This is a genomic window from Bradyrhizobium sp. UFLA05-108 (assembly GCF_059803455.1).
In genome coordinates this window covers 14860-30150 of the sequence record NZ_JBANAZ010000052.1, presented here as the reverse complement: position 1 = coordinate 30150, position 15291 = coordinate 14860, and the positions used below count along the sequence as shown (strand labels likewise).

At 63.6% G+C, this 15291-nt stretch carries 16 protein-coding genes; 14 read left to right on the top strand and 2 right to left on the bottom strand.

The window, feature by feature from the left end; genetic code table 11:
• Positions 1 to 8 precede the first annotated feature (8 nt).
• The 11 genes from SO140_RS31280 to SO140_RS31230 all read left to right on the top strand — a co-directional run bounded on the left by SO140_RS31280 (position 9) and on the right by SO140_RS31230 (position 11815).
• The gene (locus SO140_RS31280; RefSeq protein WP_449378776.1) at positions 9 to 1199 is read left to right on the top strand and encodes an iron-containing alcohol dehydrogenase; all 1191 of its coding nucleotides are present in this window, start codon (positions 9 to 11) and stop codon (positions 1197 to 1199) included.
• Positions 1192 to 1854, top strand: a complete 663-nt coding sequence (locus SO140_RS31275) for a poly(R)-hydroxyalkanoic acid synthase subunit PhaE (protein ID WP_449378737.1) — start codon at positions 1192 to 1194, stop codon at positions 1852 to 1854. The genes SO140_RS31280 and SO140_RS31275 overlap by 8 nt, the downstream gene beginning before the upstream one ends.
• Complete coding sequence (gene phaC / locus SO140_RS31270; RefSeq protein ID WP_449378736.1) at positions 1851 to 2942, top strand: class III poly(R)-hydroxyalkanoic acid synthase subunit PhaC; 1092 nt, start codon at positions 1851 to 1853, stop codon at positions 2940 to 2942. Before SO140_RS31275 ends, phaC begins: the two co-directional genes overlap by 4 nt.
• Positions 2943 to 2963: 21 nt before the next feature.
• Entirely contained in the window at positions 2964 to 4922 is a 1959-nt protein-coding gene (locus SO140_RS31265; protein WP_449378735.1) for an acyl CoA:acetate/3-ketoacid CoA transferase, read from the top strand.
• Positions 4923 to 4941: 19 nt separating this feature from the next.
• Positions 4942 to 5355, top strand: a complete 414-nt coding sequence (gene phaP, locus SO140_RS31260; RefSeq protein ID WP_449378734.1) for a TIGR01841 family phasin — start codon at positions 4942 to 4944, stop codon at positions 5353 to 5355.
• 87 nt (positions 5356 to 5442) lie between these two features.
• A complete protein-coding gene (locus tag SO140_RS31255) occupies positions 5443 to 6423 on the top strand; it encodes an alpha/beta fold hydrolase (protein WP_449378733.1) in 981 nt (326 codons plus the stop codon).
• A gap of 666 nt (positions 6424 to 7089) precedes the next feature.
• Complete coding sequence (locus tag SO140_RS31250) at positions 7090 to 8307, top strand: MFS transporter (protein WP_449378732.1); 1218 nt, start codon at positions 7090 to 7092, stop codon at positions 8305 to 8307.
• Between the two features lie 501 nt (positions 8308 to 8808).
• Positions 8809 to 9639, top strand: a complete 831-nt coding sequence (locus SO140_RS31245; RefSeq protein ID WP_449378731.1) for an NAD-dependent epimerase/dehydratase family protein — start codon at positions 8809 to 8811, stop codon at positions 9637 to 9639.
• Positions 9640 to 9664: 25 nt separating this feature from the next.
• Positions 9665 to 9973 carry a hypothetical protein gene (locus tag SO140_RS31240; protein ID WP_449378730.1) on the top strand — a complete coding sequence of 103 codons (309 nt, stop codon included), beginning with the start codon at positions 9665 to 9667 and terminating at the stop codon, positions 9971 to 9973.
• A gap of 5 nt (positions 9974 to 9978) precedes the next feature.
• On the top strand, positions 9979 to 10734 hold the full coding sequence (gene yjfP / locus SO140_RS31235) for an esterase (RefSeq protein ID WP_449378775.1): 756 nt from the start codon (positions 9979 to 9981) through the stop codon (positions 10732 to 10734).
• 148 nt (positions 10735 to 10882) lie between these two features.
• Positions 10883 to 11815 (top strand): dihydrodipicolinate synthase family protein, encoded by a 933-nt coding sequence (locus tag SO140_RS31230; protein WP_449378729.1) that lies wholly within the window; start codon positions 10883 to 10885, stop codon positions 11813 to 11815.
• A 110-nt stretch (positions 11816 to 11925) separates the two neighbouring features.
• Here SO140_RS31230 and SO140_RS31225 read toward each other — a convergent pair whose 3' ends face one another.
• Positions 11926 to 12222 (bottom strand): hypothetical protein, encoded by a 297-nt coding sequence (locus SO140_RS31225; RefSeq protein ID WP_449378728.1) that lies wholly within the window; start codon positions 12220 to 12222, stop codon positions 11926 to 11928.
• A gap of 158 nt (positions 12223 to 12380) precedes the next feature.
• Positions 12381 to 12692: a hypothetical protein gene (locus tag SO140_RS31220; RefSeq protein ID WP_449378727.1), complete on the bottom strand. Its 312-nt coding sequence runs from the start codon at positions 12690 to 12692 to the stop codon at positions 12381 to 12383.
• 294 nt (positions 12693 to 12986) lie between these two features.
• Here SO140_RS31220 and SO140_RS31215 point away from each other — a divergent pair, with 294 nt between their 5' ends.
• The 3 genes from SO140_RS31215 (at position 12987) to SO140_RS31205 (ending at position 15198) form a co-directional block, all read left to right on the top strand.
• On the top strand, positions 12987 to 13607 hold the full coding sequence (locus tag SO140_RS31215) for a TetR/AcrR family transcriptional regulator (protein ID WP_449378726.1): 621 nt from the start codon (positions 12987 to 12989) through the stop codon (positions 13605 to 13607).
• 48 nt (positions 13608 to 13655) lie between these two features.
• Positions 13656 to 14852, top strand: a complete 1197-nt coding sequence (locus SO140_RS31210; RefSeq protein ID WP_449378725.1) for an MFS transporter — start codon at positions 13656 to 13658, stop codon at positions 14850 to 14852.
• Between the two features lie 124 nt (positions 14853 to 14976).
• Positions 14977 to 15198, top strand: a complete 222-nt coding sequence (locus SO140_RS31205) for a hypothetical protein (RefSeq protein ID WP_449378724.1) — start codon at positions 14977 to 14979, stop codon at positions 15196 to 15198.
• Positions 15199 to 15291: the final 93 nt, after the last annotated feature.

Below are 15291 nucleotides of genomic sequence, written 5' to 3'. Positions count from 1 at the left end.
GGAACATGATCGGAAAATTCACCTTCCAGTCGCCGTCGAACATCCTGTTCGAGCCGGGTGCCTCGCGGAAGATCGACGAACTCGTCGCCAGCTATGGTGCCCGCCGCGTCATGCTGGTGACCGACAAGGGCGTGCGCGGCGTAGGCCTGACCAAGGGCGCCGAGGATTCGCTGGCCGAAGCCGGGATCGAGGTCAGCGTGTTCGACGACGTCGTCGCCGATCCGCCCTCCCATGTCGTCGAAGCGGCGGTCGCGGCCTGCCAGGCGGGCAACATCGAGCTCGTACTCTCGATCGGTGGCGGCAGCGCGCTCGATACCGCAAAGCTCGTCGCCTACCTCGCCAAGACGCCGGATCGCCTGGATGACATCTATGGCGTCGGGCTGGCCAAAGGAAAGCGCCTGCCGCTGCTGCTGGTGCCGACCACGGCCGGCACCGGCTCCGAGGTGACGCCGATCGCGATCGTCACCACGCCGACCACGGAGAAGAAGGGCGTGGTCTCGCCGGTCCTGATCCCGGACTGGGCGATCCTCGATCCCGAACTGACGCTGGGCCTGCCGGCGGCCGTCACCGCGGCGACCGGCATCGACGCCATGGTGCACGCCATCGAGGCCTACACCAGCAAGGTCAAGAAGAACCCGATGTCAGACCAGCTCGCGCGGCAGGCGCTGGCGCTGCTGTCGGCCAATGTGCGTCGCGTCTGCGAGAATGGCAAAGACCTCGAGGCCCGCTCGCAGATGCTGCTGGGCTCGATGCTCGCCGGCATGGCGTTTGCGAATGCTCCCGTGGCAGCCGTTCACGCGCTGGCCTATCCGATCGGCGCGATCTTCCACGTGCCCCATGGTTTGTCGAATGCGCTCGTGCTGCGGCATGTGCTCGAGTTCAACCTGGCAGCGGCCGAGCCGCTCTATGCGGAGCTGGCCGAGATCGTGAAGCCCGGCCTACGCGGCAGTCAGGCGGAGAAGGCGCGGGCCTTCATCGACGAGATGGCCTCGATCGGTCGCGACTGCAAGGTGCCGCCCTCGCTCGCCGACGTCGGGATCGGCCGCGACGATCTGAAGAAGCTTGCCGAGGATGCGATGAAGCAGACGCGCCTCCTGGTCAACAATCCCAGGGAGCTGACGCTGGACGATGCCTACGCGATCTACAGCGCGGCCTTCGACGACGGCAGCAACCGCTATGTGCAGGCCTCCCATGGCTGAGGAGAGCCAGGCCAATCCGTTTGGGCCGCTCGCCGCGCAATGGATGGAATCCTGGCGCGCGATGGCCGGCGTCACCGCCGGAATCGGCGAGACCTGGTCGAGCTCGATGCTGCCCTTCATCATGAAGCGCGCCGCCGAGAGCGGTTTTGGCATGACCGCCGGCAATGACCTCGCTGAAGCCATTGAGCGGATGGCGAAGGGGCCGCGACTTGCCGACGTGCTGGATTTCGACCGCAAGCTCGCGCATCTGACGGCGGCCTGGAGCGACCTGCAAGGCAAGCTCGCGGCCTATCAAGTGGTGGCCGCAAAACCCTGGATGCGCGCGGCGGAGCAGTTCAGCGCAAGGCAACCGGATGGAAAGGCCAAGGACGCCGGCTGGCGCGAGCATCTTGGGGCCTGGAACGAGCTTGCCAATGAGGAGCTGATCGCCAACCAGCGCACCGAGGAGTTTCTGGTCGCGCAGAAGCAATTGCTGCAGGCCGCGACCGAATACCGAGCGCGGCAATCCGAGATCGCCGACACCATCGCTGCCGTGCTGGGCATCCCGACCCAGCGCGACTTCGACGAGGTGACGCGCCAGCTCACCGAGCTCAGGCGTGAGGTGCGGGCGCTGGAGCGGCGCTTGGGTGAAGCGGGATCGCGGGGAGAGGCATGAGCAGCGACCAGCCAAACGGGACCGGCCCGTTCGCCGAGATGACCGACAAGCTGCTGAAGGCCGGTAAGCTGTTGTCGACCATCAGGGACGATGACGTCGATGTCGGCGCGACGCCGAAGACGCTCATCATGCGCCGCGACAAGGTCGAGCTGTTTCGCTACGCCCCCATCGCCGAGCAGAAGGTCAGGACGCCGGTGCTGCTGGCCTATGGCCTGATCGGCCGCTACACCATGGCCGACCTGCAGGAGGACCGCTCGCTGGTCCGCAGCCTGCTGCGCCAGGGGCTGGATCTCTGGCTGGTCGATTGGGGCCAGCCCAACCGCACCGAGCGCTGGCTGACGATTGACGATTACGTTGACGACTACATCCACGCCGCGGTGGAGCGGGTCTGCCGCGAGACTGGCCATGACCGGATCACGCTGCTCGGCATCTGCGAAGGCGGGGTGTTCACGACCTGTTATGCCGCGCTGCATCCGGACAAGGTCAAGGGTCTGGTGCTGACGATCACGCCGATCGACTTCCATGCCGACCGCGACGATCCCGACACCCATCACGGCTTCCTCAACCTTTGGACCCGCAGCCTCGATCGTGCAGACGTCGACAAGCTCGTCGATACCTATGGCGGGCTGCCCGGCGAGTTCATGAGCTCGGTGTTCTCCCTGATGACGCCGATGCGCTCGCTGACCAAATACAACGTCGACCTGATCGACGTCCTCGACGACGAAGCCAGGCTGATGAACTTCCTGCGGATGGAGAAGTGGCTTGCCGACCGGCCGGCCCATCCGGGCGAGGCCGCCAAGCAGTGGCTCAAGGACCTCTACCAGGACAACAAGCTGGTGAAGGGCGAGTTCGTCCTGTCGGGACGGCGCGTCGATCTTTCGAAGCTCACCGCGCCGGTGCTCAACGTGTTTGCGCTGAACGACCACATCATCCCGCCGACCTGCTCGCGCGCGCTCGGTGAGCATGTCGGCACCAAGGATTATTCGGAGATCGAGCTGCCCGGCGGCCATGTCGGCCTGTTCGTGTCGAGCAAGTCGCAGGGATCGCTGAGCAAGGGCATATCGGCGTGGCTGGCAGCCAGGGACTAGCGCGATGACCCGGGAACTCGCATGATGAGCAAAGACAAGATCGTTTCCGCCGACGAGGCTGTCGCCATCATCCGCGATCGCGACACGGTCTGCACATCCGGCTTCGTCGGCATCGGCACCCCCGACGAGCTCCTGATCGCGCTGGAGAAGCGGTTTCGCGAGACCCGCCATCCGTCGGATCTGACGCTGATGTTCGCCGCCGCGCCCGGCGATGCCGCCGACCGCGGCCTCAATCGGCTCGCCCATGACGGTCTTCTGAAGCGCGTGGTCGGCGGTCACTGGGCGCTGGTACCCAAGCTCGGTGAGCTCGCGCTCGCCAACCGGATCGAGGCCTATAATCTGCCGCTCGGCTGCATCTCCCATCTCTATCGCAACATCGCCGCGCGCGGTCCCGGCGTGATCTCCAAGGTGGGTCTGAAGACCTTCGTCGATCCGCGCCTGCAGGGCGGCAAGCTCAACGAGAGCACCACCGAAGACCTCGTCGAATTGATGCGGATCAATGACGAGGAGTGGCTGCGCTACAAGTCCTTTCCGGTCAACGTGGCGCTGCTGCGCGGCACCACGGCCGATCCGGCCGGAAACATCACCATGGAGCGCGAGGCGTTGACGCTGGACAATCTGGCGATGGCCATGGCGGCGAAGAATTCGCGCGGCTTCGTCATCGTCCAGGTCGAACGCATCGCGGCGAGCAACTCGCTCAACCCGCGCGAGGTGCAGATACCCGGCATCCTGGTCGACTGCGTCGTCGTCGCCGACCCCACCAATCACGTCCAGACCTACGGCGCGACCTACAGCCACGCCTTCTCCGGCCGCCAGCGCGTGCCGATGGACCGCGTCAAGCCGCTGGAGCTCGACGAGCGCAAGATCATCGCGCGGCGCTGCGCCTTCGAGCTGCCGCCGGGCGGCGTCGTCAATCTCGGCATCGGCATGCCCGAGGGCGTCGCCGCGGTTGCCGCCGAAGAGCACATGTTGAAATTCCTGACCCTGACCGCCGAGCCCGGCATCATCGGCGGCATGCCGCAGGGCGGGCTCAATTTCGGCACCGCGCTCAATCCGGACGCGGTGATCCACCAGAACCAGCAGTTCGACTTCTATGACGGCGGCGGGCTCGATCTGGCCTGCCTCGGCATGGCGCAGGTGGATGGCGCGGGCAATGTCAATGTCAGCCGCTTCGGCGCGCGGCTTGCCGGCGCCGGCGGCTTCATCAACATCTCGCAGAGCTCGAAGAAGCTGGTGTTCGCGGGCACCTTCACCAGCGGCGGCCTGAAGGTCGCGGTCGAGGACGGCGCGCTGCACGTCCTGCGCGAAGGCTCCGCGAAGAAGTTCATCTCCGCGGTCGAGCAGATCACCTTCAGCGGCGAGCATGCCGCCGAGACCGGCCAGCCGGTGTTCTATGTCACCGAGCGCTGCGTGCTGCAGCGGACGCCGGTCGGCGTCGAGCTGATCGAGGTGGCGCCCGGCATCGACATCGACCGCGACATTCTCGGTCAGATGGATTTCGAGCCGCAGATCCGCAACGTGCGCCCGATGGACCCGCGCATCTTCCGTGAGGGACCGATGGGGCTCGCCCACATGCTGCTCGGCCGGGGTCTCGCCGACCGTATCGGCTATGATGCCGAGCGCAACACGCTGTTCGTCAATTTCGAGGGCTTTGACGTCAGGACCGTCGAGGACGTCGATCTGGTCCGGCGCGAGGTCGAGCGCGCCTGTCGCGCCGTCGGCAAGCCGGTGGCGCTGGTCGCAAACTACGACGGCTTCCATCTGGAGCCGAGCGTCAGTGACACCTATTTCTCGATGATCGCTTATCTCGAGCAGCGTTACTACAGCTCGGCCTCGCGCTACACCACCAGCGCCTTCATGCGCCTGAAGCTGGGCGAAGGGCTCGCCGAGCGCCACGTCGCCCCGCACATCTTCGAGACGCAGGCCGAAGCACAGCGCTTTGCACGCTCTCAAGCATCGATCGATCCAGCGAACAGGTAGAATATTCAAGGAGAGATGTATGACGACAGACGCCGACAAGATCGCTCAGGCCGTGAAAGAGCAGATGGAGCAACTCTCACGGACGTTCAAATTGCCCGATGTCGACGTGCCCGCATTGCTCGAGAGGCAGCGCAACACGATCGATGCCATCTCCAAGGCGGCTCAGCTGTCGAACGAAACGGCGGCCGAGGTGTCGCGCCATCAGCTGGAAATTCTTCGCTCCGCATCGGAGCACGCGGCGGCGATGATGCGTGACATGAAGCTTTCCGGCGAGCAGGGACGCGAATTGGCGGCCAAGTCGTTCGAGGCGGCACTGACCAGCGCTCGCGAGTTTGCCGAGATGACGGCGAAGTCCAACGCCGAGGTGTTCAACCTGATCAAGCAGCGCATGACGGACAATTTCGAAGAGATGCGCAAAAACTGGAAATCGTAGCGTTGTTGAACGAACGTCAATTGGCTCACGGGTTGTCGGCGCCGTGCGCGGCAAGCGTTCGTGTCGTGACTTGCCAGGAGAGGCGGGATGTCTGACGGTTCGGAAGAGGCGGCATTGAGGGTTCGAAGGGACGGGTCGCAGCAGCCTCGGCCTGATCGCCAGGGTGTCGTGCAGGGCCTTTCGCCGTCTGGTTTCCACCAGCTGGCGTACACCGATTGGGGGCCCGTCGACGACAAGAGGCCGATCGTCTGCGTTCACGGGCTGACGCGGCAGGGGCGGGACTTCGATCATCTTGCGGCACGGCTGGTCGCTGCCGGCCGTCGCGTGATCTGCCCGGACCTGCCGGGCCGAGGCCGCAGCGGCTGGATCGACAACCCCGACCACTACACGCTGCCGCAATACTGCGCCGACATGAACGCGTTGATCGCGCGTCTCGGCGTGTCCGAGGTGGATTGGGTCGGGACCTCGCTGGGCGGCCTGATCGGCATGATCATGGCCGGTTTCTCCGGCAGCATCGTGCGCAGGCTCGTCATCAACGACATCGGTCCCTTCGTGTCGTCGACGGGGTTGCAACGGATCGGCCAGTACATCGGCAACATGCCGGCGCTGTTCAAGTCCATCGAGGATGCCGAGACGTACTTCCGGACGGTGCTGGCGCCTTACGGCAAGCTCGCCGATCAGCACTGGCGTCACCTGACCGAACATAGCGTCCGCTGGGATGACGGCCGGCAGGGCTATGCGCTGCTATGCGATCCCGCTATCGCCAAGGGCTTCAGGTTGCCCTGGTTCGCGGCGTTGAACCTGTGGGACTATTGGGAAGCCATCAACGTGCCCGTGCTGGTGCTGCGCGGCATAAATTCGGACCTGCTGTCGTTCGATCTCGCGGCCGAGATGCGCAAGCGCAATCGAGTGGCCAACGTCTTTCAGTTCGACGATTGCGGACACGTCCCGCCATTGATGGCATCCGAGCAGATCGATGTGGTGGCGAAGTTTCTGCTCAGAGACACGATTTCCTCCGGATGGCCAACATCCTGCGAACTGCACGTTAGCTCAGCCGCCAGCACGTAGACGCGGCCTGATGGGCATGACGCCAAAGCTTATTTTCTAGAGCACGATCCGGCCCGAAGGGCCGCGTTAGCGCAAAGTGTGAAGCGGTTTTCCCTTGCGACAAACGCGGAACGCGTTTTGCGCGAAGATCATGCTCAAACAATAACCTGAAGAGGGATGACGATTCATCCAGCTATCGCGCTTTAGTCTCACTTCGTGGGACTGCGGACGCCGTGAATGACTGGCGTAACTTGAGCTCAAAGAGCAACCGTGCGCAACATCGCCTTCAAAGAAAAATCGAGAGAAGGAGACGCGCGCTTCTTACGGCAGCATCGGCAGTAACCGTGATCGATGGCTCGTTCCGCGAGGCGACAAAATTCGCGGAATTCGACTTCCTGCTCTGACAAAAAGGACGTCACTGCTCCGTGCTCTGAAAACAACTGATATCGGGGTGGCGTGCGACGTATTCGAGCGCGAATTGGGCCGTGGCGCTTCGGCGGGTGAAGGTCGTTGCGCCCTGTGCGCTGCCAATTTTTACCTCAGCGCTGAGTTCCTCCGTCGATGGTAGCAGGACATCGCGGGCATCTACGGAAACGAATGACCCGGAGAGGTCACTCTTGGAGAGGAAACATGAAGGCATTGCCTGGCTTACGTTGGTACATGTTGGCGCTGGTCGCAACCGGGACCGTGATCAACTACATCGACCGAAACATATTGGGCGTCTTGGCCCCAACGCTCCAGCATGAGCTGAATTTCTCGACCCAACAATATTCCTATATCGTTGCAACGTTCGGCCTCTGCTACGCGTTCATGCAGCCTCTTGCGGGCTACATCGTCGACTTCATTGGCCTTCGACGCGGATTTTCTCTTTTTTCCGTTGCTTGGGGGGCTGCCTGCGCACTGCATGCATTGGCGGGCGGCTGGCTGTCGCTGGCGCTTTTCCGGGCCTTGCTGGGAGTTTCTGAAGCCGCGGCCATTCCATCCGCAGTGAAGACGTTTGGCATTTGGTTTCCGGCGAAGGAACGATCCGTCGCAGCCGGCTGGGTCACCACAGGCAGTTCGATCGGCGGTGCGATCGCCCCGCCCCTCGTAATCTGGCTATCGCTCGCTTGGGGATGGCAGGTCGCGTTTGTGATCAGCGGCACGATGGCTGCCGTCTACGGGCTGCTGTGGTTCTTTCTGTATCGCGATCCGGAGCAGCATGGCCGCCTCGGCGAGGAGGAGCGCACGTACATCCTGGCGGGACAGGACGCATCCGTGCTTGCCAAGCCCTCGTTCAGCGAGGTTCTGGCGAAGCGTCAGTTCTGGGCCATCGCGGTCGCGCGGTTCCTGACCGAGCCGGCCTGGCAAACCTTCAGCTTCTGGATTCCGCTCTATATGATCACCGCGCGCGGAATGGACATCAAGCAGTTTGCCTTGTTCGCATGGCTGCCGTTCCTTGGCTCCGACCTCGGCTGCATCCTCGGCGGATATTTGGCCCCGCTGCTCGTCAGAATGTTCGGCATGACGCGCATCAATTCGCGGATTGCGGTCGTCGGTATAGGCGCATCCTGCATGATCGGTCCGGGGCTCCTCGGGCTGGTCAGCGGCCCGATCGCTGCGATCATGCTCTTCTCCCTTGGTGCGTTCGCGCATGGAATGCTGTCCAGCCTCCTCTATGCCCTCGGCACGGACGTGTTCGAGAAACGGGATATCGCGGCGGCGACAGGGATGTGCGGCATGGCAGGTTGGATCGGTGGAACGCTATTCTCGCTCCTGCTCGGGCAACTATCTGGCGTGTTCGGTTACGAGCCGTTGTTCGTCTTGCTCTCCGTCTTTGACATTGTTGCCTTTCTGGTCGTCGCGATAGTCATCGGTGAGCGGCGCGCGACGGCAACACAGGTCAGCGGTCTTGCTTCTGCGTAACGAGAACCGGACGGCCTTCTTCCCCAAAGCGAAGGAGGCCGCCGAACCCAGCATGACGGAGAACGAAGTTGCAAGGGATCTTTGAGCTGGCCGAGAGTGGGGCGCGACTCCAGATCGCTCCGGCGCTCGGAGGTCGCGTGATCGATCTTCGTCTGGGGCGCGACGGCGTGCCACGAGACATTCTTGTCCCGAACGTTCTCTGCCGGAGGAGCCAGTCACGCTCTATCGCAGCGGCTGGGATGGAACGTTCGAAATTCGCAGGTTCAACCGCGACGTCATCCGCATATGGGCGGATGCGACGTTCGGACACTTGGTCGTGCACCAGCCTGGATAGGTGCAATACCTTTGCGTCGAGCCGACCAGTCACGCGGCTGACGGATTCAATATGACGGAAGCCGGGATACAGGGCGCCGGCCGAGTGGTCTTGCAGCCGGGCCGAAGCCTTCAGGGGGCCGTCCACATTTCGCTGGAGGCTTGAGGCGTGCAGAGGGAGATATCGATATGAGCGCGGAAGATCGGCTGCTGCTAACGGGCGGGGCGGGCAGCGTGGCGAGGATGACGATTCCCCACTTGCGGCGCGCTGGATTCAAACTGCGTCTGCTCGACCGGAGCAAGTTCATTGAGTCCAGCGAAGACGAGCAGGTCGTGTGCGACCTTGCCGACCAGAACGGGTTGCGCGCGGCCATGTCGGGCTGCCGTGCCGTCCTGCATTTGGCTGGTTGCACAACGGATGCTCCGTGGCAGGATCAGATCGCCGGGAACATCGAGGGGTGCATCGCCGTCTTTGAAGCGGCGCGAGCAACCGGTGTCGAGCGTGTCATCTACGCCAGCAGCAATCACGTGGTCGGCATGTATCCCCGCAATCGCCGCCTGAGCGCCGATAGTCCCTTGCGTCCGGACAGCCGCTACGGGGTGACCAAGGCCTTCGGCGAGCTGCTCGGTGCGTTCTTCGCTGCCAAGTACGGACTCCGCGTGCTCTGCATCCGGATCGGTTCGGCCGAACCGGAACCGATCGATCGACGACGACTCTCGATTTGGCTCAGTCCTCGCGATTTCGCGCAGCTCGTGGCCATTGGCGTACGGAAGCCCGATTTGAGATACGCGGTGGCATATGGTGTCTCGGACAATGCGCGTTCCTTCTATGATGGCGCCGAGGCCGACGTGCTCGGTTACAGGCCACTCGACCGGGCGGAAGACTATGCGGCTGCGATCATCGAGAAAGATCCGTACCCCGCCATGGACGCAATCTTGAGGCCCGGCGAATTCGCGCAGGGCGGTTCGTTCGTCGATGGCGAGTTCGTCGGCTCTCCAAGCCGCCTTTCCGAGTGGTGAGAAACGACCAGAATGCGAATGCAGAATGCGCATTGCAGCAGTTGAAGTTTACGAGCTCGACATACCGTTCGCGGACGGAGGAGATGGCATTGATCTCACGCCGCAGCGGTGGGACCGGTTCGAAACCGTCCTCGTACGGATCACAGCGGAGAACGGACTTGTCGGCTGGGGGGAATGCTTTTCCTACGCGTGCCGGCCAGCCGTTTCGGCCGCGATCCTCGACATGGTGGCACCTCTGATCGTCGGGCAGGACGTCTCGGATCCGGCCAGGTTCACGATGGATCTCCAGCGCAGGCTGCAAGGCTTAGGGACCATCCGAGGAGCGTATCCGTGATCTTGATGTTCGAAGACAGCATTGACGGCATCCCGGCGATTCACGCGGCACCACGCGATGCCATGGAACGGCCGCTGCCGACCGTCTTCTTCTTTCACGGCTATCGATCGTCCAAGGAAGTCAGCGCGTTCTTCGGATACATGCTAGCGAGGGCCGGACTCAGGGCCATCCTGCCGGAAGCAGACACGCATGGCGCGCGCTTCGATGGCGATGACGCGGTCCGGCTCGGCCGCTTCTACGAGATACTCAAACGCTCGATCGACGAGCTTCCGGCCTATCGCGATTTCTACGAGCGGCGCGGACTCCTCGATACCCGGATGATCGGTGTTGCCGGGACGTCCATGGGCGGCTTCGTCACGCTGGGTTGCCTCGCGCGCTACGATTGGATTGCGGCTGCCGCAAGCTACATGGCATCAGGCTATTTCCGGGATGCCGCGCGGACTGTCCATCCACCGCTCGGCAGCTTTGCCGAGCAGACGCGCGAGGAACATGATCGACGCCTGAAGAGCCTTGCCGATTACGAGGTGACAAACCGGTTGCATGAGATCGGTTCGCGGCCGCTTTTCATGTGGCACGGTCAGCGCGACGAAGTGGTTCCCTATGCAGAAAGCGTTCGACTGCAGGCCGATCTGCTCTCCCACGGCTATGGCGCCCGCCTCGAATTTGTCGGTGATGCGTTCGCCACCCATCGCGTGAGCGCCGATGGCGCCGCGCGCGGGGTCGCATTTCTCGCCCGTCATCTCTCGTCCGCTCGGACGTGACACAGGGACAAGGCACCGATCCAAGCGCGCGGCGTGGTGCCGACCGCGCTACATAACGGCGTCCTGCTGTTGACCTTCCCCATCGAGGCGCGCAACGTCGGCCTCGTCGTTATCATCGACGTGATTCCGCCGTTTTAGGAGCTGGCCCGTGACCGCACCAATCCAAGGCATCATTCCCGTGATGCTGACCCCCTTCACCGAAGCGGATGCCATCGACTTTCAGGGGCTCGAAAACCTCATTGAGTGGTACATAGCAAACGGCGCGGATGCGCTGTTCGCCGTGGCCCAGTCGAGCGAGATGCAGTTTCTTGGCCTCGATGAGCGCGTTGAGCTCGCCCGTTTTGTCGCGCGAAAGGCAGCAGGCCGGCTGCCGGTTATTGCGTCCGGCCATATCAGCGAATCGCGCCAAGATCAGTTGACCGAGCTCACCTCGATTGCCGCCACCGGTGTCGACGGCCTGGTATTGGTGACGAACCGCCTCGATCCAAAGGACGAGGGAAGCGCCGCCTTCATGGATCATCTGCGCTGGCTGCTCGATCGCCTGCCGGCCGATCTGCCGCTCGGCCTGTACGAATGCCCCGCGCCGTTCCGCCGGCTCCTCTCCGACGAGGAGCTGAGATTCTGCGCCGAGAGCGGACGGTTCGTGATTCTCAAGGACGTATCCTGCGATCTCGCCACCGTGCAACGCCGGGTGGCGCTGACGAAGAACTCAAAACTTGCCGTCGTGAATGCCAATGCGGCGATCGCCTTCGATGCGATGAAGGCCGGCTCGCGAGGTTTCACTGGCGTGTTCACGAACTTTCACCCGGATCTGTACAAGTGGCTCATGATACGCCATTCCACCGAGCCGGCACTGGCGGACGATCTTTCCGTCTGTCTCGCGCTTGCCGCGATGGCCGAGCCGATGGGCTATCCCAAGCTGGCGAAATTGTATCACCAGCGGCTCGGTACATTCTCCTGCATCGGAAGCCGGGCCGTCGACTTCGACATCCATGAGCGCTTCTGGGCGCTCGATGCGTTGGTCGACAAGATCATGCAGGGGCAGGCGAGCTTCCGCGCCAGGATTGCGGCGACGCGCTGAGCATCGTCGCCGCCACCTGGCACGATTCTCCGGTCGGCGCTTCCGCAAAACACATGCGGCGCGGCCGAGATCGACCGCGCCGCTGTGCCTTGCACTACAGAGCTGAAGCGTCAGTACTCATCCGGAGCGTAGGCCGGCGCGCCCCAGCCGGGCTCGGCGTATCCATAACCCGGGCCCCAGTAGCCATACGTGTTGGTGTGGTGCCAGCCGCCGAGGCGTCGGCACTGGCCGACCCCGGCCATCAACTGGCCGCCGCTCATCGCGGGGCCGGACGCGCCTACGGCGTTTTCACTCGACGGGGTACACCAGCCCGGACCGCGTCCCGCGGCGAGGCTGGGGCTTGCAGTCGCGAGCGGCAAAATCGTGGCCATCAGTGCGGCCGCGCTCACAAGTTTCATACGTGTCATGGTTGTCTCCATGTCCCGGTTTGACAGGGGACCAATCCCTGCCGCTAGCAGCCGTTCCTCAACGAACGGTCGCGATTTCGCGAGCCATCGGGTTTCACCGGGTTTCGCGGAACACCGTGATCTCGTTTACATGAGTCCGATTTAGCGAGCGCGCGCCATCATCTGCGCGCCACCAGTACGCCAAGCAGAAAGGCCACCAGCAACGATGGCAGCGGCGCCTCGCGAACCATGCCGCGGACGATGTCTGGCCAATGTTGGTCGGTGCCGGTCTCGCCTGTCGGCCAGATACCCCATTCCGATGCAAGCATGCCGATTTCGCGCGATGTAAGTCTTGAGGCGTCGCGGATGCGGAAGATCGCAGCCTCCGCGCGATCGCGCGCCGGCAGCGCCATCAGCGTGGCGAGCGCGGTGCGCAGCGTCATCTCGCCGTAGCCTTGCAAGCGAACTGACTCCTCCGGGTCGGATGTCATGCGACTTCTCCCTCACGCAGCGAAGTGACGGGCGATCGTGAAGACAGCGGTCGCGCAGAGAACCAGCGTCGAAACCGCGCCGGCGACGCAGCGCGCGAGGCGGGCGCGTGTCAGGTGCCTTGCCATGTTCCTCTCCTCTTCTTTTCGAGAGAAATCGTGGCGAGGCCGGTTGGTTCCTTACGGATGTTGAACAAGACTCTGCGACAGTTTGGTCCGAGAGCCGCGAATGGCGGTCAAGGTATCATCGATCAAGAGCTGCTTGATTTGGAAACGATTGTTCTCTAAATTGTGCGAATGCGAAGGAGCGCACGAGAATTGCAGCCCATCTCCCGTCCGCCCGGCCGGCCGCGCGAGTTTGACCTGGACGTGGCGCTCGACAAGGCGGTGCGAGTGTTTTGCGAACGCGGTTACCATGCCACGTCGATCGGGGATCTGACCGCGGCAATGGAGCTTGCGACAGGCAGCATATACAAGGCGTTTCGAGACAAGCATGCCGTGTTCCTCGCCGCGCTCGAGCGCTACACGGCGCGGCGCCAGGACGAAGTTCGGCGCGCTGCCGCGCAGGGCACAAGCGGACGCGACCGCCTGCGCAACGTGCTGCTTTCCTACGTTGAGGCGTCCCAGGGCAGCGAAGGACGTCGCGGCTGTCTCGTGGTCGGCAGTGCCGTCGAACTGGCCGCCGTCGATCCGGAGATCGCGGCGTGGGTTGCGGCCCGGCTCAAAACCAATGAAGCTTTTCTCGCCGGCCTCATTCGCGAAGGGCAGGCAGACGGCTCGGTCCCTCGCCATGTCGATCCCGACGATACCGCGCGCCTGATGATCTGCATGACGCAGGGACTGCGCGTCGTCGGCAAGGCGCGACTGCCGCTCGACGGCGAGCGTCTGGTCGAGGTCGCGATGAAGCTGCTCGCCTGAATTTTTGACTAATTAGGAAACGATCGTTTCCTATGCACGGAGTGTGTGATGACGATGAATGCCACGATCGAAGCCGTGTCCGACGAGGGCGCGGTTTCGCGACGCTTGACCCTTCTGCTTGCCGCCGCCTGCGGCATGGTCGCGGCGAACATCTATTATGCGCAACCGCTGATCGGGCCGATCAGCACGGCGCTGCGCCTCTCACACGACGCTGCGGGCCTGATCGTTACCATGACGCAGATCGGCTATGGCGTCGGGCTCCTCCTGATCGTCCCGCTCGGGGATCTCGTCGAAAACCGCACGTTGATCTGCTCCGTGATCGGTCTTGGCGCCGCTGCATTGCTGGCCGCCGCCTGCGCGACGGAGGCCCTGCCATTTCTTCTCGCTGCCCTCTTCATCGGGCTTGGCTCGGTCGCGGTCCAGATCATCATTCCCTATGCCGCGCACCTTGCGCCGGCAGCAACGCGCGGACGCGTTGTCGGGAATGTCTCGACCGGCCTGATGCTCGGCATCATGCTGGCGCGGCCGGTTTCGAGCTTCCTGACGTCGATCGCCTCGTGGCATGCCGTCTTCTTTGGCTCGACTGTGCTCATGATCGCGCTTGCTTTCGTGCTCTGGTGGGCGCTGCCGCGGCGCATGCCGGTTGAGCGGTTGCATTATCTCGACTTGCTGCGATCGATGCCGCAGCTGGCGCGGAGCACGCCGGTCCTGAAGCGCCGCGCGCTCTATCAGGCCTTTCTGTTCGCAGCGTTCAGCCTGTTCTGGACGGTGACGCCGCTTCTGCTGTCGAGCCCTGCGTTCGGCCTGTCGCAGCGCGGCATCGCGCTGTTCGCGCTCGCTGGCGTCGCCGGCGCCGTGGCCGCGCCGATCGCCGGACGGATCGCCGATCGCGGACATAGCCGCGGCGCGACGCTCGCCGCCATGCTGCTGGTCGCCGCCGCCTTTCTGATCACGCATGTCGGCGTCGCCGGCTCCACGCTGAATCTCGCCTGCCTCGTCATCGCGGCGATCGCGATCGATTTCGGCGTGCAGGGCAACGTCGTCCTTGGCTTTCGCGCGATCTTCGCGCTCGGCCCGGAACACCGCAGCCGTCTCAACGGTCTCTATATGGCGACGTTCTTCACGGCTGGTGCCGCGGGCTCCGCGCTCGGCGGCTTTGCCTTTGCGCATGGCGGCTGGATCCTTGCCTCCTGGATCGGCTTTGCGCTGCCGGCCGCGGCGTTGATCTACGCTGCCTTCGAGTGAGGCACCTGGCGGCACGGGCAAGGATTCGGAAACTATCTGGCGTCTCTCCGTCCGCCGCTAACGAATCGAAAAAGGTTCTGACGCAACTTTGGCTCCAGCGAATGGGAATTGGGGAGTTTTCGAAATGGACGGGAAAGCCATCCTTGAGAACGTACGACGCTATCGGGCGATCGCGTCACTGCACCGCCAGACCGCCGCGTTCCGGCCGCACCAGAGCTGGTCTCTGCTGGAGCAGGCGGGCGAATGGGAATCCCGCGCGCTGGCGGAGCTCGAGGCGTACTTCGCCTGCGGCGATCGTCGCTGGTCCGGGCCCGCTCAAGCCGGTCGGGAACTGATGGCGGCATAGGCGCCAATCCGCAAACGGCCGAGACGAGTTACGGCGTCAACCGTGGCTGCGCGGTGGCTATTTACCGGGACTCACATGGTCTGTTTCCGCAGT